Consider the following 23918-nt stretch of genomic DNA (forward strand, 5'->3'; position numbering starts at 1 on the left):
GAAGTACCCTCTTGTTTTTGTCGGTTGGTACGTTTCGCGGGCAAGCGTTGCGGTCAGGGCACCGCTTGCCCGGCACGTTGCAGCAGGCGACGGGCACGGCCGATGACGGGGGCGTCGACCATCTGTCCGTCCACCACGAAAACCCCATCGCCGGAAGCTCCGGCGGCGAGGATGCGTTGCGCCCAGTCCAGTTCCGCGGCACTGGGCATGAGGGTTTCGTGCACCACAGCCACCTGGCTCGGGTGGATGCACAGCAGGCCGCCAAAGCCCATGTCACGCGCGTCGGCAGCGGCACGGGCGAGGCCTTCGAGGTTCTTGATGTCGGGAAAGACGCTGTCCAGCGGTGCTGCCAGCCCGGCCAATCGCGACTGCAGCAGCAGCGCATAGCGTGCCTGGTCAAGCATGCGCTCGGCGCCGGCGGTGCCATTGGCCAGGCCGAGATCGAGGCCCAGGTCCAGCGCGCCGAAGGACAGCCGCTCGACACCCTGGGCGTGGGCAATTTCCGCCAGATTGGCCAGCCCGCGGGCAGTTTCGACGATTGGCCAGACCGGCTTGCCGCAGCTGGCCGCCAGCGCTACCTGCACCGCGCTTTCGACCTTCGGCAGCAGCACGCCGGCGACGCCGGCATGACGGGCACAGAGCGCCAGGTCCGCGGCCTGCTCGGCATGGGTCGGCGCGTTGATGCGCACCAGGACGCTCGCCTCCGGGTTGGCCGTAAGAAACGCGTCGAGATTGGACCGTGCCTCGCTTTTCAGATTCTCGGCAACGGCATCTTCCAGGTCGACGATGACCGCGTCGGCGCCCGTCGCCAGCGCCTTGGGAATGCGCTCCGGGCGGGTCGCCGGGACGAACAGCGCGCTACGGATGATCGATGAGTTCATGGGCTGTCTCCTGGGGTGCGTTCATACCGCGCCCTGCTCGTGTAGCCGCCGAATGTCCCCGGGGGCGTAGCCCAGTTCGGTCAGCAGGCTATCGGTGTGCTGGCCCAGCGCGGGGATCGGGTCCATGCGCGGGGCGAAGGCACTGTTGCGTCCCGGCGGCAGCAGAGCGGGCAAGCGACCGGACGGACTGTCCACCTCGCTCCAGCGCTCACGCGCCTTGAGCTGCGGATGCGCCCAGACGCCGGCCATATCGTTGACGTGGGCATTGGCGATGGGCGCGGCATCCAGCCGGGCGATTACCTCCTCGGCGCTCAGGTGGCTAAACGCCTCGACGATGAGCGCACGCAACTCGGCGCGATGCTCCGAACGCCGAGCGTTGCTCGAGAAGCGCACGTCCTGCGCCAGCTCCGGCTGCAGCAGGACCTTGTCGCAGAACGCCAGCCACTCGCGCTCGTTCTGCAGGCCGAGCATCACCGTGCCGCCGTCACCGGTGGGGAACGGGCCGTAGGGGTAGATGGTGGCGTGCGCGGCGCCGGCACGCGGCGGCGGCGTCGCGCCCTTGTAGGCGTAGTACAACGGGTAGCCCATCCACTCCACCAGGCTTTCGAGCATTGAAACGTCGACGCGGCTGCCCTCACCCGTCTTGTCGCGCAGCATCAGCGCTGAAAGCACGCCGGTGTAGGCGTACATGCCGGCGGCGATATCGGCAATGGAGCAGCCGGCCTTGGCCATCTCGGTTTCGCCTGGGCCGCCGGTGACGGAGAGAAAGCCGCCTTCGCTCTGGATCAGCAGGTCGTAGGCCTTCTTCTGCTCGTAGGGGCCGCCTTCGCCGTAGCCGGAGATATCGCAGACGATCAACCGCGGAAAACGCTTGTGCAGCGCCTCGAACGACAGCCCCATGCGCGCGGCGGCACCGGGCGCGAGGTTCTGCACCAGCACATCGGCACCCGCCAGCAGCTGCTCGAGCACCTGCGCGGCGGCGTCCTGCTTCACGTCCAGAGTCAGGCTTTCCTTGGAGCGATTGGTCCAGACGAAATGCGAGGCGAGGCCGTCGACACGCTCGTCATAGCCGCGGGCGAAATCGCCGGCGCCGGGCCGCTCGATCTTGATCACCCGTGCGCCGAGGTCGGCCAGCTGGCGCGTGCAGAACGGCGCGGCGATGGCGTGCTCGAGGCTGACCACGGTGATGCCATCGAGTGGGCGGGGTTTGACTTGGCTGTTGTTCATGTTCGGTTCCTGCAAATTCGGCGTTGGGTGGAAAACGGCAACGCCTTTTCCACGCGTCTGTTCAAGTCCCTGCAACCCTGGTGTTGTTCTGGTGGATGAGGCGTCGCCGCCATCCACCCTACGTTCAGGCCAGCGCGTCCAGCCGCTGCAGCTCGCGCAGGCGCCAGACCGTATCGATCAGCGCGCCCGCCTCGTCATCGCTGCGCGCCGCGGAGAACTGCGCCAGGCGGCGGAACTTGTCCTCCAGCTCGGCGCGGCTCAGCGTGTTGCCCGGGTCGCCCTTGGGCTCGTCGATGGCGCCGTGCAGTGTGCGGCCATCGGCGGTGGTCACTTCGACGCGACCGAGCCAGCGTGCCGGGTAGGCGCCGTCCACCTCGGGATCGAGCGTCATCGAGACCTTCTCGCGGAACTCGCCGACGCGCGGGTCGCTGAGCGCATGGCTGTGGAATTCGGTCAGGCCGGCCTTGCCGTACAGGGCGATCAGCCCCAGCACGGTGCCCATGGAGAACTTGGCCTGATGCACCGTCTGCGGCACCGTCACGCGGCCGAGCACGTCGATCGCGCCCTGGTGCACGCGGGTGGTGACCGAGGCGATGTCATCGGCCCCGAGCCCTTCGCGCTGCATCAGCGCCAGCAGCGCATCGGCCGCCGGGTGGGTATGCCGGCAGGAGGCGTGGAACTTGAATGAGGTTTCCGCCAGCGCCCAGCGCGTGCCGAGCCGGTCGGACAGCTTGCTCGGCTCGGCATCGCGGGACATGCCCGCCGCCATGCCCTGCTCGCCTTCGAGGATGTTCTGCGCGCCGGTCAGGCCATCGGCGGTCAGGTAGGCGGCGAGCAGGCCATCGGCAGCCGCCTTGGCGGTGTGCAGCTGCTTGGAGTCCGCCGCGTCACGAAGAAACTCCCACAGCCCCGCCGCTTGCGTACCGGCGCTGCCGAGCAGATGGGTGAACTGCTGCTGGTCGAAATCCATCAGCTTGCCGACGGCCACCGCCGCGGCCAGGGTGCCGACCGTCGCGGTGGTGTGGAAGATGCGGTAATGCGAGCGGCCGAGGAATTCGCCGATGCGGATACCCGCCTCGTAGCCGGCGACCGAGGCCACCAGAAGCTCGCGACCGGACTTGCCCAGATCCTGCGCCGCCGCCAGCGCGGCGGGAAACACCACCGTGGCGGGGTGCAGCACGGAGCTGTTGTGCAGGTCGTCCTGCTCCACCAGGTGCGAGCTGGCGGCATTCACCAGCGCGGCGAAATAGGCCGAGCTGCTCTGGCCGTTGACCAGAATGCGCGCCGGCCCGTCGGCCGGGCCCATCCTCTGCGCGTAACGCTCGAACAGCGGAATCGGATGCGAGCCTGCGCTGGCCAGCGCGGAGCCGAGCCAGTCGAGAAAGAGGTCTTCGGTGCGAGCGAGCACCGGCTCGGGGATCTGCTCGTAGGTGAGCCCGGCTAGGAATTCGGTCAGCGCCTGGGTGTGCTGGCTCATGCGCGAGGCTCCATTGAGTTGGACAGTTCGATGAGGTTCAGATCGGGGTCGCGCAGGTACACCGAGCGGATCGGGTCGGTGGCGCCGGTGCGTTGCACCGGACCTTCGATGATGGCGACCTGCTGCGCCTGGAGATGGGCGATAACCTGATCCAGCGGTGTGGCGACGATAAAGCAGAGGTCCGCCGAACCCGGCGTCGGACGCTCGGCCTTGGGCTCGAATTCGCGCCCGGCCTGGTGCAGGTTGATCTTCTGGTTGCCGAAGGCCAGCGCCTTGCGCCCTTCGCCGAAGGTCACCGCCTGCATGCCGAGCAGGCGGGTGTAGAAGTCGATCGTGGCCTCGAGGTCGGCGACGGTGAGGACCAGATGGTCGAGATGACTGATATTCATGACGCACTTCCCTTTTTCGTAGGGGTGGAAATCGCGAAGCATTTCCACCACCCGTGTCGCCTGTTCGATATGCGTGGAAAAGGCTTCGCCGTTTTCCACCCTACGTTTGGCTCCGTTAGAACGAGCGCGGCAGCTCGAGCAAGTGCTCGGCCACGTACGACAGGATCAGATTGGTCGAGATCGGCGCCACCTGGTACAGCCGCGTCTCGCGGAACTTGCGCTCGACGTCGTATTCGTTGGCAAAGCCAAAGCCGCCGTGGGTCTGCAGGCAGGCGTTGGCTGCCTCCCAGCTGGCCTTGGCCGCCAGGTATTTGGCCATGTTGGCCGCGGCTCCGGCATTGCGGCCGCTGTCGTATTCCTCGCAGGCGCGCCAGCGCATCAGGTCCGCCGCCTCGATCTCGATATGCGCTTCAGCGATGGGGAACTGCACACCCTGGTTCTGCCCGATAGGCCGGCCGAACACCACGCGGTCGCGGGCATAGGCGGCGGACTTCTCGACAAACCAGCGGCCGTCGCCGATGCACTCGGCGGCGATCAGCGTGCGTTCGGCATTGAGGCCATCGAGGATGTAGCGAAAACCCTTGCCCTCCTCGCCAATCAGGCTGCTAGCGGGGATTTCCAGATTGTCGAAGAACAGCTCGTTGGTTTCGTGGTTGACCATGTTAGCGATGGGTTGCACGGTCAGGCCGTTGCCGATGGCCTCTCGAAGGTCGACGAGAAAGATCGACATGCCTTCGGACTTTTTCGTCACCTCGGCCAGCGGCGTAGTGCGTGCCAACAAGATCATCAGGTCCGAGTGCTGGATGCGCGAGATCCACACCTTCTGCCCGTTGATCACGTACTTGTCGCCCCGGCGCACGGCGGTGGTCTTGATCTTGGTGGTGTCGGTGCCGGTGGTGGGTTCGGTCACGCCCATGGACTGCAAGCGCAGCTCGCCGCTGGCCAGCTTCGGCAGGTAGTAGCGCTTCTGCTCCTCGCTGCCGTTTCTGAGCAGGGTGAACATGTTGTACATCTGCCCGTGGATGGTCCCGGAGTTGCCTCCGCAGTGGTTCACTTCCTCGAGAATCACGGAGGCTTCGGCCAGGCCCAGGCCCGAGCCGCCGTACTCTTCCGGGATCATCGCCGATAGCCATCCGGCCTCGGTCATGGCGGTGACGAAGGCTTCCGGGAAGCCCTTCTCCTCGTCGATCCTGCGCCAGTACTCGGCGGGAAATTCGGCACAGAGGGCACGCACGCCTTCGCGGATGGCGTTGAGTTCTTCGGTCTTGTTCGGGTTCATCTCAGTTCCTCAGAAAACGGGCGATGTCGAGTGGCTTGCCTCTCCCCCTCACCCCAGCCCTCTCCCTCCGGGAGAGGGGGCTGCATTCGCGTTTGGCTGGACTGCCCGGTAGCGCACTCAGCTTGAGGCTCACCAGACTTTCTTCCGCGGGACGACTATCACCTGCGCCCCTGACCACCCCGCAGATGCCGTCCCCTCGCCCCCTTGGGGAGAGGGTTAGGGTGAGGGGGCGGAGTCCCGCCATACACCTCAGTCGAATTCCACTTCGGCTTTCTGCGCCAGGCCGTTGTGATCGCCGGCCCAGAGTTCGGCATTGCCCGGCGCGACAATGCGCCCGCCGACCTCGAACGGCTGCGGTGCGATCAGCGGGCGCAGGCCGCGGTAGGCGAAGCGGCGCAGGCGGGCATCGGGATTGGCGCGGCAAAAGGCGCGCAGGTTGAGCGTGGCGATCAGCGGGCCGTGAACGACCAGACCGGCATAGCCCTCGGCCTCGGTGACGTAGGGCCAGTCGTAATGGATGCGATGGCCGTTGAAGGTGACCGCCGAATAGCGGAACAGCAGCGTCGGCGTCGGCGTTACCGCCTCGCGCCAGCCACCGGCAACCATGGGTTCGCCGCTGCTGGTCTTCGGTGGGCTGGGCTCACGGTAGACGATGTCCTGCTCTTCGCGGATGGCCAGACGACCGTCCTGCAAGTAGTCGTGCTGCACGGTGACGAACAGCAGCGCACCGGTACGCCCGTGTTTTTCCTCGATGTGCTTGATGGTCGATACCCGCCGCGCCTCGCCACCGGCCTCCAGCGGACGAAGAAACTCGACCCGGCCGCCGGCCCACATGCGGTTGCGGTTATCGGCCGGGGGCAGGAAGCCGCCGCGCGCCGGGTGACCGTCCTCGCCCAGGCCGCTCTCGGCGATGGGCTCCTGAAAGAAGCACCATTGCCACAACGGCGGCAACGCCTCGCCATGAGCGGGCGTTGTTTCGCCGAATGTGGCGGCGATGCGCATCAGCAGGTTGCGGCTGAGCTGGTCGTGCACTTCTTCGCTGCGGCCAATCCAGGCAGAGATATCGGTCATTGCGGCTTCCGGTCGTTGTCTTTGTTTCGCTGGAGAATGCTACGACGGCGGCGTTCCGTGAATTTGTATTTACCGACACCAGCGTTCGGCTAAGCTGAACGCCGTTCCAAGTTCCGGTATCAAGCATGCATTTCGATCTGGCGGACCTGCGTCTGTTCATCCATATCGCCGAATCCCCGAGCCTGACCCAGGGCGCGCGCCGTGCCCATCTGTCACCGGCAGCGGCCAGCGCTCGCATCAAGGCGCTGGAAAGCCAGCTCGACAGCCGCCTGCTCTATCGCGACAGCCGCGGTGTCGAGCTGACGCCGGCCGGCCACAAGCTGCTGCAGCACGCACGGCTGATCATGCGTCAGGTCGATTATCTGAAAAGCGAGTTCACCGAATACGGCACCGATTCGGCCGGACATATCCGTATCTTCGCCAACACCACCGCGGTGACCGAATTTCTGCCGGAAGTGCTGGCCGGCTTTCTTGCCGAGCACCCCGGCGTCACGGTGGACCTGCAGGAAAGGCTGAGCCGCGACATCGTCCGTGGCGTGCTCGACGGCAGCACCGACATGGGCATCATCGCCGGGCCGGTACGCGCCGAGGGCCTGCAGGTGCTGCACTTCAGCACCGACCGCCTGCTGCTTGCCGTGCCGATCGGCCATCCGCTGGTAGGCGAGCAACAGCTCACGCTGCGCCAGACGCTGGCCTATCAGCACATCGGCCTGCACGAAGGCAGCACGCTGCTGACCTTCCTGCGCGATCAGGTGGAAAAACTCGGTGGTCAGCTATCGCTGCGCATCCAGGTCTCCAGCTTCGAAGCGGTGTGCCGGATGATCGAGGCCGGTGTGGGCATCGGCATCATTCCCGAATCCGCGGCAAGGCGGCACAGCCGCACCATGCAGCTTGCGCTGGTGGCACTGGACGAACCCTGGGCGGTGCGCGAGCGCAGCATTCTGATTCGCGAACTGGACGCGCTGCCCGGTAGCGTGCGTGCGCTGATTGCAACCCTGGTCCCCACGCAATTCTGAAATCCCGGCCTACCGAACATTTGCCCATCAGCACTGCCGAAACCGGTACGCACCGCAATCCGGAAGCCCTGCATGGCTACGTCTAACAATCGCCTGTTTCGCCTCTACCAGCGCATCGTCAGCAGTATTGCCTTCTACCCCGCGCTGATCACGCTCGGCCTGGTGCTGCTCTGCGTCATCAGCATCTGGCTGGAGATGACCTACCTGCAGGTCTACAAGGAGGACATCAAACTTGGCCTGGTCAACAACGCGGAAAATGCCCGCCTAATCCTCGGCACCCTGGTTGGCGGCATCGTCTCGCTGATGGTGTTCAGTTTCAGCATGGTGATGGTAGTGCTCAACGCGGCGTCCTCGACACTCTCGCCACGCGTCATCCCGAGCCTGATCAGCAGCCGCAACCACCAGTTCATCCTCGGAATCTATCTGGGCACCATCATCGACTCGCTGCTGCTGATCCTGACTATTCAGGAAGGCGACGACATCAACATCCCGAGCCTCGGCATCTTTCTCGCGCTGGGGCTGGGGATCGTCAGCCTGTGCCTTTTCATCGCGTTCATCCGAGAGATCTCGCAGTCCATCCAGGTCGATTTCATCCTCAACAACCTGTTCAAGAAGGCTCTGAAGGAGCTTAAGGCGCTGCAGAACAAATTCGGACAGTTCAGCAAGTGCCCGCAGTGGCCGGATGACCAGGATTGGCACGTCATTCGATCCACCCGTGCAGGCTACTTCAAAGCCTTCAACAGCGAAGGCGTTGCTTAAAGAGCGCAACCTGTCCATGACCATCCAGGTGCACAACGGCTTTTTTGTGATGCCAGGCCACCCCTTGTTCAGGCTCAGCCAGGAGGCCGACGACGAGGTGGTCAACACGCTGCTCGATGCCTTCGATTTCTATGTGGAGGAATACCCCAACCAACACTATTTCTTCGGCTTCAAGCAGATCACCGAGATCGCCACCAAGGCACTCAGCCCCGGCATCAATGACCCGGGCACGGCGATCAAGGCGATCGACATGCTTGGCGTGCTGTTCGCCGAGCGCCTGAAGCTGCCGGATTTCGACGTTGCCAGCGAGCCGGACGAACCGCCGCGGCTATACATTCGCGAGCTGGAGCTGCAACAGATGCTCCTGGCCGTACTGGGGCCGCCACGGCACTATGGCGGCGGCGATACCCAGGTCGTGCTCAGCCTGTTGCAGTGCTTCAAGAACCTCTTGTTCTTCGATCCTGAGCCCGAAACCGAAGCCGTTCTGCTGGCGCATGCGCAGGCAGTGCTCGACAAGGCGAAGGAAAGCATCGCCCTGCGGCCGGACCGCGAGGCAATAGACGCTGCCGTGCAGCAGCTCAACGAGGCCATCAGCCACAACGCTCCGCTGGAAAGTCCGATGTGCGCGGAATCCTGAACGGGAAAAACTGCCCAAGCAACCGGCGGCAGAGCCCAGCGGAGCACATCGTCCGCACATAATGTTTCACGGTGGCCCGCAGACAAGCAGGTTGCCATCACCGTATTAGTTGCCTAGGGTTGTTCGACATGAAGTCCTTGATTGCCCCCATCAGTTCGTTGCTGGGCGGAGTAGCTTTGCTGCTGCTCGGCCACGGGCTGCTCAACACACTCCTGACCCTGCGCGGCGTTGCCGAAGGCTACTCCACCGGCATGATCGGTCTGCTGATGTCCGGCTATTTTGCCGGCTTCCTGATCGGCACCTGGCTGGCGCCCTCGCTGATCCGCCGCATCGGCCACATCCGCACCTTCGCCTTCTATGCCGCGCTGGCGGCGGTCGCCGTACTGGTGCACGTGCTGATCGTCAACCCGTGGGTGTGGCTGGTGCTGCGGGTGCTCTACGGGGTGTCGCTGGTCACGCTGTACATGGTCATCGAAAGCTGGCTGAACGCGCAGGTCAGCGGCGAGAAGCGCGGCCAAGTGTTCGCGCTGTACATGGCGGTCAACCTCGGCGCGCTGGCGGCTGCCCAACAGCTGTTGAGCCTCGACACACCGATGAATTTCACGCTGTTCGCGCTGGCCGCCATCCTCATCAGCAGCGCGCTGATGCCGATCACCCTGACCCGCCAGGCGCAACCTGCGCTGCCGGACATGCCAGCCACCGACTTGCTGCAACTGGCGCGCATCGCCCCGCTACCGTTGATGGCGGCCGGTATTTCCGGGCTCACGCTGGGCGGTTTCTGGGGCCTGGCGCCGGTATATGCGAGCCAGGTCGGTTTCGATGCCGCCGGTGTCGGCCTGCTGATGAGCATCACGATTCTCGGCGGCGCGGTGCTGCAATGGCCGATCGGGCTGTTCTCGGACAAGCATGACCGGCGCGTCGTGCTGCTCTGGGTGGTAGCGATCGCCGCGGTCCTGGCGCTGGTGATCACACCGATCCTGTCCGGCTCGCTGCTGCTGGGGCTGATGTTTCTCTGGGGCGGGCTAGCATTTTCGATCTATTCGATCGCCGTTGCGCAGATGGTCGATCAGTTGCACCCGGACGAAATTCTTTCCGGTTCCAGCGGCCTGTTGCTGGCCAACGGCTTCGGTGCGGCGTTCGGCCCGGTGGTCGCCGGTGGTCTGATGCACCTGTTTGGCCACATCGCCCTGCCGCTGTTCTTCGCCGTGTCGCTGGGCATCCTCGCGATCTACTCGTTCTGGCGTCCGCGCCGCGTGGTGGATCTGGTAACCGAGCCGCACGGTCATTTCACACCCATGCTGCGTACCAGCCACACCGTGCTGGAGCTGATGCCCGACACCCCGGAAGTCGAAGCAACTGCGGCACCGGCCAACGAGGCGGAGATGGTCGACGAGCATCCGGTCGCGCAGGAAGAGCCGATTCCACCACGGACCGGCACCCTGTAGCCGGCTGCTCCGCGGGCAGCGTGGCGACACAGGCCGATCAGAAGTCGACCTTGCCCCGCCCTGCCTTGATCGCGCCGCGCTTGGTTTTGCCTTCGAGCCGGCGCTTCTTCGAGCCGAGCGTCGGCTTGGTCGGGCGGCGCGCCTTCTCCACCTTGGCCACGCTGCGAATCAGTTCCGCCAGTCGTTCCAGCGCATCGAGGCGGTTCTGCTCCTGGGTTCGATACCGCTGCGCCTTGATGACGACCACGCCTTCGCTGGTGATCCGGCTATCGCGCAGGGCCAGCAGCCGCTCCTTGTAGAACGGCGGCAATGACGACGCCTGGATGTCGAAGCGCAAGTGCAACGCGCTGGAAACCTTGTTGACGTTCTGCCCGCCCGCACCCTGGGCGCGGATGGCAGTCAGTTCGATCTCGGCATCCGGCAACTGCACGGCATTGGAAATTTCCAGCATGAAAGCTCGCGGCGGACGATGGGTGTCGGTGATTGTCCTATGACCTGCGCGCCACTGACACACTTTTTAGAACATTGGCCGTCAGCTGCCGGCAGCCGTTCGGCTAAGGTAAACGCCCGCCCCAACGGATCTGAACATGGACTCGATCACCCAGGCTCTACTCGGTGCCAGTGTACAAGGCGCGATGCTCGGTCGCTGGCAGGGTCGCAAGGCGCTCGTTTACGGCGCGGTGCTCGGGACCCTGCCGGACCTCGATGTGGTCATCGACTACGGCGATGCGGTCGCCAACATGACCTATCACCGCGGCTTCAGCCATTCGTTGTTCGTGCTGAGTCTGCTCGCCGTTCTGCTGACCTGGCTGATCAGGCGATTCCGCCCGGACGAGCGATACACCGGTACACGCCTGTTCCTCAGCATCTGGTTGGTGCTGATCACTCACGTCCTGCTGGACGCCTTCACCAGCTATGGCACGCAGCTGCTCTGGCCACTGACCACGCCTCCTATCGCCTGGTCCAGCGTGTTCATCATCGACCCCCTGTACAGCGTGCCACTGCTCATTGCGGTGCTGGCGGGTCTGCTGTTTGGCCTGAGCGGACGCAGGGCCAGATGGCCCGCCTACGCCCTGGCCATTTCCACCTGTTACCTGGGGTTCACCCTGGCCGGCAAACAGATGGCCGAGCACCGCGTGCAGGCGACCATGGCTAGCCAGGGGATCCAGGCGGAGCAAATGTTCAGCACACCAACACCCTTCAACAGCCTGCTGTGGCGGGTGATTCTGGTGGATGGCGAGCACTATTACGAAACGCTGGTCAGCTGGTGGGATTCTGCACCACCCAGCCTCGTGCGGCTTCCACGCAACGCGCAGCTGGCCGCCGAGCTCAATGGCTCAGAGCAGCACGAACGCTTGAAGTGGTTTACCGGAAACGTGCTGCGCTATGACGTGGATGGCGATCAGCTACTGGTGACCGACCTGCGGCTGGGCATGACCGGCTTTCATCCATTCCGCTTTCCGCTGGCAGAGCGCTCTGCCGAAGGCTGGCAGCTTATCGCGCAACCCGAACGACTGCCGGCCAACCGGGGCGACATGAGCCGCCTGGTCAGCCTGTGGCAGCGCATCTGGCAGCAGGAGCCAGCGCTGCCTCTGGCCGCCTGGGCCGCTGAACTGAACGGCGGTCGCTGAAGAAAGCGGCTCAAGGAGCTTGAGCCGCATACCCTCCTACGCGGGTCAGGTGCGGAACTGACGAACCAGTTCCTGCAATTCCAGTCCCAGGCGTGCCAGCTCGGCGCTGGCACTGGCGGTGTGCTCGGTGGCACTGGCGCTCTGGTCACCGATGTCCCGCACGCGGGTCACGCTCTCGGAAATGTTCTCGGCCACGGCGCTCTGCTGCTCGGCAGCTGCCGCGATCTGCTGGTTCATCTGCTCGATGGTCGAAACCGACTCCGTGATGCGCCCAAGCGCGACGCCGGCCTCGTTGGCCAGATCTACGGTCCGTTGTGTCAGGTCACGGCTGCTCTGCATCTGCTCCACCGCCTGCTGCGCAACCCGCTGCAGGTTGGCGATAAGCCCCTCGATTTCCTCGGTGGAATCATGGGTACGCCGCGCCAGGGCACGAACCTCGTCAGCCACCACGGCGAAGCCGCGGCCCTGCTCGCCGGCACGGGCCGCTTCGATGGCCGCATTGAGTGCCAACAGATTGGTTTGCTCGGCAACCGCTCGAATCACCTCGAGCACGCTGCCGATGCGTCCACTTTCGGCGTGCAACGCTTCGATCGCATGCGCCGACTGATTCACCTCGCCGGCCAGGTTGCCGATCTGTCCGACGGCATCCTGCACCACCAGATCGCCCTGCCGCGCCTGCTGATCCGCCTGGCGCGCGGCAATGGAAGCCTGCTCGGCATTGCGTGCAACCTCCTGCACCGTCGCAGCCATCTCGTGCGTCGCGGTGGCCACCTGCTCGGTCTCGACGCGCTGAGTCTGTACGCCGGCGCTGGTCTGCGCAGTCACGGCCGAGAGCTGATCGGCGGCTGCAGCGATCTGGCTGACGCCGCCACCGATGCGGCCGATCAGATTGCGCAGGCTTTCGGTCATGTCGTGCATGGCGTTCTGCAGTTGCCCTACCTCGTCACGACGCGAGCTTGCCGCGGAGTACGTCAGATCACCGCTGGCGACCCGCTGGGCCTGCTGGACGGTGCTGCGAAGCGGGCCGACGATCATTCGCGAGATCACCGTGGCGGCCAGCATGCCGACGAAAATGGCCAGCGCGCCAATCACGCCGAGCAACATGTAGCTGCTGCTTTTCTGTTGCTGCATGGCGCTGCTGGCATTGGCCAAGGCCTCGTCGGCAGCAGCGATCACGACCTCGGACTGCTGGGCCATCGACTGTTCCAGCGCGAGGCGCTCACTACGATTCTGACGAAACTCGTCGAACGCCAGCCTGTACTGATCCAGCTCGGCCAGAGCCTTGTCCATGGAAGCCTTCTGGTCATCGTTCAGCCAGATCTTGAGATTGCTGCCGATGGTCGTCACGTTCCCGTGCAAGTCGCTCCAGCTGGTGGCTGCTTCATCCGAGCTGTTGGCAACGTAGACATTCTCCAGGGTACGCATGTCCAGGATCTGCTTGGTCAGGCCCGAAGTCGCTTCGGCGACGGTCAGCGGATCGCTTCCCTTGAGCCGATCTCCCTCCAGCCGCAGCACCCGTACTGCGTCGTACATGTCCAGCTCGATGAACTCGAACTCCTCGCGACTGACCTGAGCGGCCTCCTGCATCCGCGTACGTAGCGCCACGCCGCGCTCGATCAGCTGCATGTAGCGGTCGAACTTTTGCGCGTATTCATCCGCACCCTGGCTGATCCGCGTCAGATAGGCCCGCTCGGCGGCATCGGAGCTGGTGGTCAGGCCAGCGAGCTTCTGATTCAGTTGCTGCAGCGAGCCATGCAACGCCTCGGCCGAAGACGACTGACGGGTCAGCGCGTAGTCCCGCTCGGCACCACGCGCCGCCAGAATGGAGGCGTTGACGCTGGAAAGCTGCTCGATCTGCCGGGCCCGGCCAAGGATTTCATCGACGGCAACGAACCCGGTACCGGCCACTCCAAGCGTGAGCAGCAGTACCAGGCCGAAACCACCGATGAGCTTTTTGCCGACCGAGAGATTAGTGAGTGAATTCAGCACTGGTTCCATCAGAGAAGTTCCACAAAAGAGGCACGAACGGGAAGTCGGCAGAGATTACTAATAGTTGAGCGTTGCGGCTGGATATTTTTGGCGCCTTAAGACTGACGGTAAGTGCCAACGACCTTCCCCTCTCGCGGCCGACGCCAGGATGTCCACCTATGGGTGCGGATCAGCTGCGGCTTTCGGCCAAGCCCCAGCAGCGAACTCGGTGACCCGCTGCGGGTGAATGACGTGCCTGCGACAGCTAGTGCTGCAGGTGCCCATAGAGCCGAGCGTAAAGCCCACCCTCGGCGATGAGCTGCTGGTGGCCGCCGTCTTCGGCGATGCGGCCACCGTCGAAGACCAGTACGCGATCCGCCTGTTTCACCGCCGACAGGCGATGGGCAATGATCAGCGTCGTACGCCCCTGAAGGAAACGATTGAGGCCTTGGTGCAGGGCATACTCCGTCGCCGCATCCAGCGCAGAGGTGGCTTCATCGAGAATCACGACCTTCGACTCGGCCAGGATCATGCGTGCTACGGCCAGGCGCTGCCGCTGACCGCCGGACAGACGCACACCGGAACGGCCGACGATGCTATCCAGACCGTTCGGTAATTGACGAATGGTATCGGCCAGCTGAGCGATCTCCAGCGCCCGCCAGCAGGCGTCGTCATCTCGCTCGCGGCCCATCATCAGGTTGGCTCGCACGCTGTCGTTGAACAGTGCGGGATGCTGCAGCACTACTGCAACGTTGTCGCGCACAGTGCCCAGCCCGATCTCTTCAAGCGGCACGCCGCCGAACTGGATCTGCCCGGCCTGCGGCTGATAGAGACCCAGCAGCAGTTGCACCAAGGTGCTCTTGCCGCCACCGCTGGCCCCGACGATTGCGACCTTCTCGCCCGGCGCGATGCTGAGATCAAGCCCTTCGAGAATCGGTTCATCCTGATAGGCAAAGCGCAGACCTCGTACATCGATCGCCACCGTCGTCTGGCCGGCGAAAGGATCGCGTCCCCCGGCGTACTGCGGCTCGTCCGCACGCGCCAGCAGCTGGTTGATGCGGCCCAGCGCACCGCCGGCAGCGTAGAAGGCGTACTGCAGGCTCAACAGTTGCTCCACCGGACCGATCATGAACCAGAGGTAGCTGAAGACCGCCAGCATCTGGCCGATCGACAGATCGGAAAACAGCACAGTGAGCATTGCCGCGGCGCGAAACACGTCAATGCCGAACTGGAACAGCAGGCCACTGGCACGGTTGGACGCGTCGGTCTTCCACTGCGAAGCAACCGCGTAGTCGCGTACCTCCCGCGCGCGCAAACCCAGGCGACCGAGGAAGAATCCCTGCCGGTTGCCGGCGCGCACTTCCTGGATGGCGTCGAGGGTTTCCGTGAGCGCCTGGGTGAAGCGCGACGTGCTGTCGTTCTCCAGCTTCTTCAGGTGCTTCACGCGCTTGCCCAGCTGCACCGTGGCGTAGATCACCAGCGGATTGAACAGGAGAATCAACAACGCCAGCTGCCAGTGCATCCACACCAGAATGGCCGCCGTGCCGAAAATCGACAGCACGGCCACCAGCAGACGGCTGAGCGTATCGCCGATGAACTTGTCGATAGTCTCCAGATCAGTGACCAGGTGTGCCGCCACCGTGCCGCCGCCGAGGCTTTCGTATTCCGCCAGAGCAATGCGCTTGAGCCGCTCGATCAGGCGCACGCGAATGCGATAAACAATGTCCTTCGAAAGCCGAGCGAACAGGCGCGCCTGCAGCACGTTGAACACCAGCGCAGAAGACCGCAATACTAGGGTCACGCCGAGCATGAGCCCGATATAGCCAACAGCGGTTTCCCAGCTGGCAGGCAGAAAGCGATCCATGATCTGCAGCGCCGAGTCGCCCGCTCCGAGCAGCACCTCGTCGACCAACAGCGGCAGCAGCAACGGAATCGGCACACTGCAGAGCGTCGCCAGCACGGCAACCAGATTCGCCAGGATCAGCGCTTTGCGATGGTGCAATGCGAGCCGGCGTATCTCTGCCCAGCTGAGTTGGTCAGGCATGGGCGTTACGCTCCAGCCAGCGTTCCAGTAGCGGGCTTAGTGCAGGCAGCGGTTGATAGCCGTTGGTGACCAGCGCCAGTTGCCCTTCGTGCTCGGCCAGCAGTGTGGGGAAGCCGGCAATGCCGAGGTTCTCGACCCAGGTGAAGTCAGCCACGGTGGTTGCCTTGGTGGCCGGGTCGTCATAACGCTCGGCGAACTGACTCCGCGAAAGACCTGCGGTCTCGGCCAGGTCCACCAGCACCGCTGGCAGGGTCACATCGAACCCGTGCTGGTAGAACGCCTGCTGAATCGCCAATGACAGCGACCAGACGCGAGATTCATCGAGGCTGCGAGCAGCGACAAGCGCACGGCAGGCGGGCTCCGTGTCGTAGATCAACGCGTCAGGCAAGCCCTTATCCAGATTGAACGACTGACCTGTCGCCGAGTGCACGGCCTGCCAGTAGGACAGCGTGCGCTGCCGCCCTGCCTGATCCATAACGCCCTGCTCGCGACGCAGCCCGCCCACCCTCAGCTCTAGCGATACGCCCTGAGCCGCGGCTTGCTCGGCCAGCGCCGTCATTACCGGCGCGAATCCCCAGCACCATGAGCACATTGGGTCCATCACATAGATCAGTCGGGCCACTTCGAGACTCCACAACTACCTGGTGGGCCGACGCACGGCCAGTTGGCTTCAGCGATCCAGTTCTCGGAGGTCACGGCCGATGGGATGCGGCTGGTTGCGCTGACGTGCCAGCTCGATCTGTTTCTGCCGCTCGCGAGCACCGGCGCGCGTTTTTTCGCTCAGCGTATTCCAGCAATGAGGACAGCTGATACCCGCAGCGTAGTGCTCCGATTGCCGATCTTCCACGGATAGCGGTGCGCGGCAGGCATGGCACAGATCGAACTCGCCGACGCTGAGGTCATGCCGCACGGTCACGCGGTTATCGAACACGAAGCAGTCGCCTTGCCATCGACTTTGCGTCTCCGGCACCTCCTCCAGATACTTGAGGATGCCGCCCTTGAGGTGATAAACCTCCTCAAAGCCCTCACCAAGCATATAGCTCGACGCCTTCTCGCAGCGAATGCCGCCGGTGCAGAACATTGCGACCTTCTTGTGCTTTGCCGGGTCGTAGTGAGCCTTGATGTAGTCAGGAAAGTCTCGGAACGATTTGGTCTTCGGGTCGACCGCACCTTCGAACGTACCGATTGCCACTTCGTAGTCGTTACGGGTGTCGATCAGCAACACTTCCGGATCGGCGATCAGCGCGTTCCAGTCTTGCGGCTCGACATAGGTTCCAACCTGCCGATTCGGATCGACACCCTCAACGCCGAGCGTGACGATCTCCTTCTTCAGCTTGACCTTGGTGCGATAGAAAGGCTGCTCGTCGCAGTACGATTCCTTGTGGTCGATGTCGGTAAGGCGGTCATCGAGCCGAAACCATTCAAGCAGCGCATTGATGGCCTCGCGGGTACCGGAGACCGTGCCATTGATACCCTCCTCGGCCAACAACAAGGTGCCCTTGATGCCAAGGTGCGTGAGGGTTTCGAGCAGGGGTTCGCGCAGCGCAACGTAATCGGGCAGCGATACGAACTTGTACAGCGCTGCCACAACGATTTTTCGTGTCATGGGTACTTCCGCCAGTGGTCACCCGCGTAAAGGGTGGACCGGATACAAACGAAAGCGCCGGCGTGGGCCGGCGCGGGGAGGAAGTCTAACAAAGAACGGCAAGAATGGTCCCGTGCGAGACGGCGCGCTATTTATGCCCACCAGCACAAACCGGTGATGCCGGGGCCGTGCCTTGTTGCGCCCACTCCTCAGGCGTATAGGTATGCAGCGCAAGGGCATGGATCTGTTGCATCAGTGCCCCCATCGCGGCATAAGCCTTTTGGTGGCGCTTGACCGAATTCAGTCCGGTGAACTGCTCGCTGACGATCACGGCTTTGTAATGGGTTTCCTGCCCGCGACTGTGTGTGTGGCTTTCATCGAGCACTTCAAGGTGCTCGGGCTGCAAGGCTTGCAGGGCGTCTTGGATCAAATCGAGCTTACGCATAGCAGGGTCTCTTAAGGCTTCTGTTTCTCGAGTTCGGCCGTCATCTCGGACAGCAGGTTATTCACTTCCGGCACCGCGCTTTCCAACTTGACCTGGGTAAGCTGAGCCGAGCGAGCATTGAGCTCCGGCAGCTTGCTGAGCATCTTCTTGCCGAGTGGCGACTCATAAAAATCGATCAGCTGATTCAGTTCCGTTTCAGAGAACTGGCTGGTGTACAAAGCGACCAGATCCGGCTTCAGCTTGTCCCACCCTATAGCCTTGTCCAAAGCAGTATTGGCCTGAGCCTGATAGCGCTCGAGCAGCGCCTTCTTGGTATCTGGCGCCTGCGCTTCGGCAAAACGCTGCGCAAACATCTGCTGCACTTGGGCATAAACAGGTACGGCGAGCCGGTCAGCATTGGCAAGCTGCAGAAAACGTTCTGCACTTCCCGCATGGCTCGCACTATCGGCAAAAGCCGATGAACTGATACAGATGAACAGCGCTGCAGCGCGCAGGGTCTGGACACGAAAAGTCGACATTGGAAATCCTTAGGCTGGCTATAGGTAGCCCTCAATGGACACATTCTGCGCTCGGAGTTCCAATGCCTCAAGCGGCCGAAGGCAAAGCTACGGAACTGCCGATGCCGCAGGGCAGCCTAACCAGCAATATTGAGCAGGAGCATGGCATGACGCGTATAGAGACCGACAGTCTGGGGCAAGTCGAAGTACCGGAACAGGCTTACTGGGGCGCACAGACGCAGCGATCGCTGAGCAACTTCGCGATTGGTAGCGAGCGAATGCCGATTCAGGTGCTGCATGCGTTAGCGCTGATCAAGAAAGCTGCAGCGCGTGTAAACAATCGAATTGGTGATCTGCCGCCCGACATCGCGCGCCTGATCGAGCAAGCCGCGGATGAGGTTCTGCATGGTCAGCACGACGACCAGTTTCCGCTGGTCGTCTGGCAAACCGGCAGCGGCACGCAAAGCAATATGAACGTCAACGAGGTGATCGCGGGTCGCGCCAATGAGCTGGCGGGCGGCAACCGAGGCGGCAAGGCGCCAGTCCATCCGAACGATCACGTTAATCGCGCGCAGAGCTCCAACGACTGCTTCCCGACAGCGATGCACATTGCGGCCGCCAAAGCCGTGCATAGCCAACTGCTGCCTGCCATTGCAGAACTGTCCGGTGGATTGGCAGAGCTTGCAGTGCGACACAATAAGCTGATCAAGACCGGACGCACCCATCTGATGGATGCAACTCCGATTACCTTCGGCCAGGAGATGTCGGCGTTCGTCGCGCAGCTCGATATCGCCGAACGCACGATCCGTCAGTGCCTGCCGGCTGTTTATGAACTGGCGCAGGGGGGTACTGCGGTAGGCACCGGTTTGAACTCGCCGCACGGCTTCGCCGAAGCCATCGCAGCGGAGCTGGCCGCTCTCTCGGGCCTCCCCTTCGTCTCTGCCCCAAACAAGTTCGCCGCGCTGGCCGGACATGAGCCGCTGGTCGCGATGTCCGGTGCGCTGAAGACGCTGGCCGTCGCGTTGATGAAGTTGGCCAATGATCTTCGTCTGCTCGGCTCCGGTCCGCGCGGGGGATTCGCTGAGGTGCGATTGCCAGCCAACGAACCAGGTAGTTCGATCATGCCCGGCAAGGTCAATCCAACCCAATGCGAAGCCTTATCAATGCTCGCTTGCCAGGTCATGGGCAATGACATGACGATCAGCTTTGCAGCGAGTCAAGGACATCTGCAATTGAACGTATTCAAGCCGGTGATCATTCATAACCTGCTTCAATCGGTCCAACTGCTGTCCGATGGATGCCGCAACTTCAACGCTCATTGCATTTCCGGATTAGAGCCGGACCCGGCGCGTATGGCCGAGCATCTGGAACGTGGGCTTATGCTGGTAACCGCACTGAATCCTCACATCGGCTATGACCGGGCAGCTGAAATCGCCAAGAAGGCCTATGCGCAAGGCACCACATTGCGCGAAGCAGCCATGGAGCTTGGTTACCTTACCAGCGAGGAGTTCGATCAATGGGTTCGTCCAGAGACGATGCTTGAAGCCGGACAAAGGGAATAACGGTGTAGCGGAAGCGTCTGCTGTGTGCTCTCAACACGCCTGCCGCCAACCTTAGGTCGCGCGCTGTGCCGGCTGGGGCTGCCTAAGACCGGCCGGAGCAATGTATCTAGACGACAGCTGCGGGCGGCTCCAGCTCAAGCATTAGCTAGTGCCGGCCAAGACCCAACGGCTGGCTCTGCTCCAGCACTTCGGGGTGTTAGGACTGAACGCTACGTGGTTGTCGGGGGCAGGCTTCTTTTAACACTACCCCAAAGCATCCGACCTGAATGAACTTTATAAGCTTGCAATGCAGCAATGCAATTGAAGGGTTGGCGGAAGGCACTTCGTAGGCACGCGCTAAATGCTCTTCCCATAGCTCAATACCTTTCTCTGCCCCAAAAGCAAACCCCCGACCAGCTTACGCGGGTCGGGGGTTTGGGAAAGGAGCTTGACGATGACCTACTCTCACATGGGGAGACCCCACACTACCATCGGCGATGCGTCGTTTCACTACTGAGTTCGGGAAGGGATCAGGTGGTTCCAACGCTCTATGGTCGTCAAGCAATTCAGTTGCTGCCTCGGGGTTTAGCCGCTGCAGCCAATCGGGTATGTGATGAATCGGTATTGCGTGTTCGTGCAGATTTTCGGCCTGTTTGTCGACTTTCCGTCTAACAGCCAAATTGTTTGGGTGTTATATGGTCAAGCCTCACGGGCAATTAGTATTGGTTAGCTCAACGCCTCACAGCGCTTACACACCCAACCTATCAACGTCGTAGTCTTCGACGGCCCTTCAGGGAGCTCAAGGCTCCAGTGAGATCTCATCTTGAGGCAAGTTTCCCGCTTAGATGCTTTCAGCGGTTATCTCTTCCGAACGTAGCTACCCGGCAATGCCACTGGCGTGACAACCGGAACACCAGAGGTTCGTCCACTCCGGTCCTCTCGTACTAGGAGCAGCCCCTCTCAAATCTCAAACGTCCACGGCAGATAGGGACCGAACTGTCTCACGACGTTCTAAACCCAGCTCGCGTACCACTTTAAATGGCGAACAGCCATACCCTTGGGACCGGCTTCAGCCCCAGGATGTGATGAGCCGACATCGAGGTGCCAAACACCGCCGTCGATATGAACTCTTGGGCGGTATCAGCCTGTTATCCCCGGAGTACCTTTTATCCGTTGAGCGATGGCCCTTCCATACAGAACCACCGGATCACTAAGACCTACTTTCGTACCTGCTCGACGTGTCTGTCTCGCAGTCAAGCGCGCTTTTGCCTTTATACTCTACGACCGATTTCCGACCGGTCTGAGCGCACCTTCGTACTCCTCCGTTACTCTTTAGGAGGAGACCGCCCCAGTCAAACTACCCACCATACACTGTCCTCGATCCGGATAACGGACCAGAGTTAGAACCTCAAAGTTGCCAGGGTGGTATTTCAAGGTTGGCTCCACGCGAACTGGCGTCCACGCTTCAAAGCCTCCCACCTATCCTACACAAGCAAATTCAAAGTCCAGTGCAAAGCTATAGTAAAGGTTCACGGGGTCTTTCCGTCTAGCCGCGGATACACTGCATCTTCACAGCGATTTCAATTTCACTGAGTCTCGGGTGGAGACAGCGCCGCCATCGTTACGCCATTCGTGCAGGTCGGAACTTACCCGACAAGGAATTTCGCTACCTTAGGACCGTTATAGTTACGGCCGCCGTTTACCGGGGCTTCGATCAAGAGCTTCGCTTGCGCTAACCCCATCAATTAACCTTCCGGCACCGGGCAGGCGTCACACCCTATACGTCCACTTTCGTGTTTGCAGAGTGCTGTGTTTTTAATAAACAGTCGCAGCGGCCTGGTATCTTCGACCGGCATGGGCTTACGTAGTAAATACTTCACCCTCACCGGCGCACCTTCTCCCGAAGTTACGGTGCCATTTTGCCTAGTTCCTTCACCCGAGTTCTCTCAAGCGCCTTGGTATTCTCTACCCAACCACCTGTGTCGGTTTGGGGTACGGTTCCTAGTTACCTGAAGCTTAGAGGCTTTTCCTGGAAGCATGGCATCAACCACTTCGCTTTCTAAAAGAAAGCTCGTCATCAGCTCTCGGCATTAAGATCCCGGATTTACCTAAGATCTCTGCCTACCACCTTAAACAAGGACAACCAACGCCTTGCTGGCCTAGCCTTCTCCGTCCCCCCATCGCAGTAACTAGAAGTACGGGAATATTAACCCGTTTCCCATCGACTACGCTCTTCAGCCTCGCCTTAGGGACCGACTCACCCTGCGTCGATTAACGTTGCGCAGGAACCCTTGGTCTTTCGGCGTGCGAGTTTTTCACTCGCATTGTCGTTACTCATGTCAGCATTCGCACTTCTGATACCTCCAGCCAGCTTCTCAACTGACCTTCACAGGCTTACAGAACGCTCCTCTACCGCTCAACTTGCGTTGAACCCGTAGCTTCGGTACCTGGTTTGAGCCCCGTTACATCTTCCGCGCAGGCCGACTCGACTAGTGAGCTATTACGCTTTCTTTAAAGGGTGGCTGCTTCTAAGCCAACCTCCTAGCTGTCTAAGCCTTCCCACATCGTTTCCCACTTAACCAGGATTTTGGGACCTTAGCTGACGGTCTGGGTTGTTTCCCTTTTCACGACGGACGTTAGCACCCGCCGTGTGTCTCCCGTGCTGACACTTGCTGGTATTCGGAGTTTGCATCGGTTTGGTAAGTCGGGATGACCCCCTAGCCGAAACAGTGCTCTACCCCCAGCAGTGATACACGAGGCGCTACCTAAATAGCTTTCGAGGAGAACCAGCTATCTCCGAGCTTGATTAGCCTTTCACTCCGATCCACAGGTCATCCGCTAACTTTTCAACGGTAGTCGGTTCGGTCCTCCAGTCAGTGTTACCTAACCTTCAACCTGCCCATGGATAGATCGCCCGGTTTCGGGTCTATTCCCAGCGACTAGACGCCCTATTAAGACTCGCTTTCGCTACGCCTCCCCTATTCGGTTAAGCTCGCCACTGAAAATAAGTCGCTGACCCATTATACAAAAGGTACGCAGTCACCTAACAAAGTAGGCTCCCACTGCTTGTACGCATACGGTTTCAGGTTCTATTTCACTCCCCTCTCCGGGGTTCTTTTCGCCTTTCCCTCACGGTACTGGTTCACTATCGGTCAGTCAGTAGTATTTAGCCTTGGAGGATGGTCCCCCCATATTCAGACAAAGTTTCTCGTGCTCCGTCCTACTCGATTTCACTTCTAAGACCTTTTCGCGTACAGGGCTATCACCCACTATGGCCGCACTTTCCAGAGCGTTCCGCTAAAATCAAAGAAGCTTAAGGGCTAATCCCCGTTCGCTCGCCACTACTAAGGGAATCTCGGTTGATTTCTTTTCCTCAGGGTACTTAGATGTTTCAGTTCCCCTGGTTCGCCTCACACACCTATGTATTCAGTGTGTGATAACCATCTTATGATGGCTGGGTTCCCCCATTCAGACATCTCCGGATCAAAGTCTGTTTGCCGACTCCCCGAAGCTTTTCGCAGGCTACCACGTCTTTCATCGCCTCTGACTGCCAAGGCATCCACCGTATGCGCTTCTTCACTTGACCATATAACCCCAAGCAATCTGGTTACTGTCTATAACGTGAAGACGACATTCGCCGAAAATTTGCATAGAGAACACGCAAATTTTACCTTGACTTGAATAATCACCAGTGAAAGTGACCACTCAAATCTACTTCTATCACATACCCAAATTTTTAAAGAACAGTTCTGGCGCAAAGACCAGAAATCAATACCCTCACACATCACAGGATGCGTAAGCAGCACTCATTTCTGAGCTTTCAGCGATTTTCGAGTTAATGGTGGAGCCAAGCGGGATCGAACCGCTGACCTCCTGCGTGCAAAGCAGGCGCTCTCCCAGCTGAGCTATGGCCCCATCTACAGATCGGCCACATCCCATGACAATTGGTGGGTCTGGGCAGATTCGAACTGCCGACCTCACCCTTATCAGGGGTGCGCTCTAACCAACTGAGCTACAGACCCAATC

At 61.5% G+C, this 23918-nt stretch carries 17 protein-coding genes, 2 tRNA genes, 2 rRNA genes and 1 pseudogene; 5 read left to right on the forward strand and 17 right to left on the reverse strand.

Translation table 11 applies throughout. The annotated features are described in order from the left end of the window. Positions 1-53 precede the first annotated feature (53 nt). The 6 genes from CW305_RS14225 to CW305_RS14250 form a co-directional block, all read right to left on the reverse strand. Positions 54-881, reverse strand: coding sequence for an HpcH/HpaI aldolase/citrate lyase family protein (locus CW305_RS14225; RefSeq protein ID WP_104098193.1), 828 nt, complete (start codon positions 879-881; stop codon positions 54-56). Between the two features lie 21 nt (positions 882-902). Continuing rightward, a complete protein-coding gene (locus tag CW305_RS14230; RefSeq protein ID WP_104098194.1) occupies positions 903-2108 on the reverse strand; it encodes a CaiB/BaiF CoA transferase family protein in 1206 nt (401 codons plus the stop codon). 124 nt (positions 2109-2232) lie between these two features. Then, positions 2233-3585 carry an MmgE/PrpD family protein gene (locus tag CW305_RS14235; RefSeq protein WP_104098195.1) on the reverse strand — a complete coding sequence of 451 codons (1353 nt, stop codon included), beginning with the start codon at positions 3583-3585 and terminating at the stop codon, positions 2233-2235. Then, positions 3582-3974 (reverse strand): VOC family protein, encoded by a 393-nt coding sequence (locus CW305_RS14240; protein ID WP_104098209.1) that lies wholly within the window; start codon positions 3972-3974, stop codon positions 3582-3584. The genes CW305_RS14235 and CW305_RS14240 overlap by 4 nt, the downstream gene beginning before the upstream one ends. A 115-nt stretch (positions 3975-4089) precedes the next feature. Further along, a complete protein-coding gene (locus tag CW305_RS14245) occupies positions 4090-5253 on the reverse strand; it encodes an acyl-CoA dehydrogenase family protein (protein ID WP_104098196.1) in 1164 nt (387 codons plus the stop codon). Between the two features lie 249 nt (positions 5254-5502). After that, positions 5503-6324, reverse strand: a complete 822-nt coding sequence (locus CW305_RS14250; RefSeq protein ID WP_101275443.1) for an HTD2 family dehydratase — start codon at positions 6322-6324, stop codon at positions 5503-5505. A gap of 125 nt (positions 6325-6449) precedes the next feature. Between CW305_RS14250 and CW305_RS14255 the strand changes: the two genes are divergently transcribed. The 3 genes and pseudogenes from CW305_RS14255 to CW305_RS14265 all read left to right on the forward strand — a co-directional run bounded on the left by CW305_RS14255 (position 6450) and on the right by CW305_RS14265 (position 10181). Continuing rightward, positions 6450-7340, forward strand: a complete 891-nt coding sequence (locus CW305_RS14255; RefSeq protein ID WP_104098197.1) for a LysR family transcriptional regulator — start codon at positions 6450-6452, stop codon at positions 7338-7340. 72 nt (positions 7341-7412) lie between these two features. Continuing rightward, positions 7413-8736 (forward strand): annotated as a pseudogene (locus CW305_RS14260) (DUF2254 domain-containing protein). Positions 8737-8864: 128 nt separating this feature from the next. Then, positions 8865-10181 carry an MFS transporter gene (locus CW305_RS14265; RefSeq protein WP_045666038.1) on the forward strand — a complete coding sequence of 439 codons (1317 nt, stop codon included), beginning with the start codon at positions 8865-8867 and terminating at the stop codon, positions 10179-10181. Between the two features lie 37 nt (positions 10182-10218). On the opposite strand, the gene arfB is transcribed toward CW305_RS14265, so the two are convergent. Next, positions 10219-10632, reverse strand: a complete 414-nt coding sequence (gene arfB, locus CW305_RS14270) for an alternative ribosome rescue aminoacyl-tRNA hydrolase ArfB (protein WP_003297653.1) — start codon at positions 10630-10632, stop codon at positions 10219-10221. Positions 10633-10768: 136 nt separating this feature from the next. Between arfB and CW305_RS14275 the strand changes: the two genes are divergently transcribed. Beyond that, positions 10769-11812 carry a metal-dependent hydrolase gene (locus CW305_RS14275; RefSeq protein ID WP_104098198.1) on the forward strand — a complete coding sequence of 348 codons (1044 nt, stop codon included), beginning with the start codon at positions 10769-10771 and terminating at the stop codon, positions 11810-11812. Positions 11813-11857: 45 nt separating this feature from the next. On the opposite strand, the gene CW305_RS14280 is transcribed toward CW305_RS14275, so the two are convergent. From CW305_RS14280 to CW305_RS14305, 6 genes are all read right to left on the reverse strand, one after another. Beyond that, complete coding sequence (locus tag CW305_RS14280) at positions 11858-13810, reverse strand: methyl-accepting chemotaxis protein (protein WP_104098199.1); 1953 nt, start codon at positions 13808-13810, stop codon at positions 11858-11860. 235 nt (positions 13811-14045) lie between these two features. Then, complete coding sequence (locus tag CW305_RS14285) at positions 14046-15824, reverse strand: ABC transporter ATP-binding protein (RefSeq protein ID WP_104098200.1); 1779 nt, start codon at positions 15822-15824, stop codon at positions 14046-14048. Continuing rightward, positions 15817-16425: a DsbA family protein gene (locus tag CW305_RS14290; RefSeq protein WP_260465934.1), complete on the reverse strand. Its 609-nt coding sequence runs from the start codon at positions 16423-16425 to the stop codon at positions 15817-15819. The genes CW305_RS14285 and CW305_RS14290 overlap by 8 nt, the downstream gene beginning before the upstream one ends. 69 nt (positions 16426-16494) lie before the next feature. Beyond that, the gene (gene trhO, locus CW305_RS14295) at positions 16495-17430 is read right to left on the reverse strand and encodes an oxygen-dependent tRNA uridine(34) hydroxylase TrhO (protein WP_014820625.1); all 936 of its coding nucleotides are present in this window, start codon (positions 17428-17430) and stop codon (positions 16495-16497) included. 127 nt (positions 17431-17557) lie between these two features. Beyond that, positions 17558-17854: a BolA family protein gene (locus CW305_RS14300; RefSeq protein ID WP_014820626.1), complete on the reverse strand. Its 297-nt coding sequence runs from the start codon at positions 17852-17854 to the stop codon at positions 17558-17560. Between the two features lie 11 nt (positions 17855-17865). Beyond that, complete coding sequence (locus tag CW305_RS14305; protein WP_014820627.1) at positions 17866-18372, reverse strand: DUF2059 domain-containing protein; 507 nt, start codon at positions 18370-18372, stop codon at positions 17866-17868. A 146-nt stretch (positions 18373-18518) separates the two neighbouring features. Here CW305_RS14305 and CW305_RS14310 point away from each other — a divergent pair, with 146 nt between their 5' ends. Then, complete coding sequence (locus tag CW305_RS14310) at positions 18519-19913, forward strand: class II fumarate hydratase (protein WP_046622366.1); 1395 nt, start codon at positions 18519-18521, stop codon at positions 19911-19913. A gap of 425 nt (positions 19914-20338) precedes the next feature. Here the strand turns inward: CW305_RS14310 and rrf are convergent. From rrf to CW305_RS14330, 4 genes are all read right to left on the reverse strand, one after another. Then, a 5S ribosomal RNA gene (gene rrf, locus CW305_RS14315) occupies positions 20339-20454 on the reverse strand. Between the two features lie 133 nt (positions 20455-20587). Then, positions 20588-23478: ribosomal RNA gene (locus CW305_RS14320) — 23S ribosomal RNA — on the reverse strand. Positions 23479-23731: 253 nt separating this feature from the next. Further along, positions 23732-23807, reverse strand: a tRNA-Ala gene (locus CW305_RS14325). Between the two features lie 30 nt (positions 23808-23837). After that, positions 23838-23914, reverse strand: a tRNA-Ile gene (locus CW305_RS14330). Positions 23915-23918 lie beyond the last annotated feature (4 nt).

This window comes from Stutzerimonas kunmingensis (assembly GCF_002929225.1).
Lineage (GTDB): Bacteria > Pseudomonadota > Gammaproteobacteria > Pseudomonadales > Pseudomonadaceae > Stutzerimonas.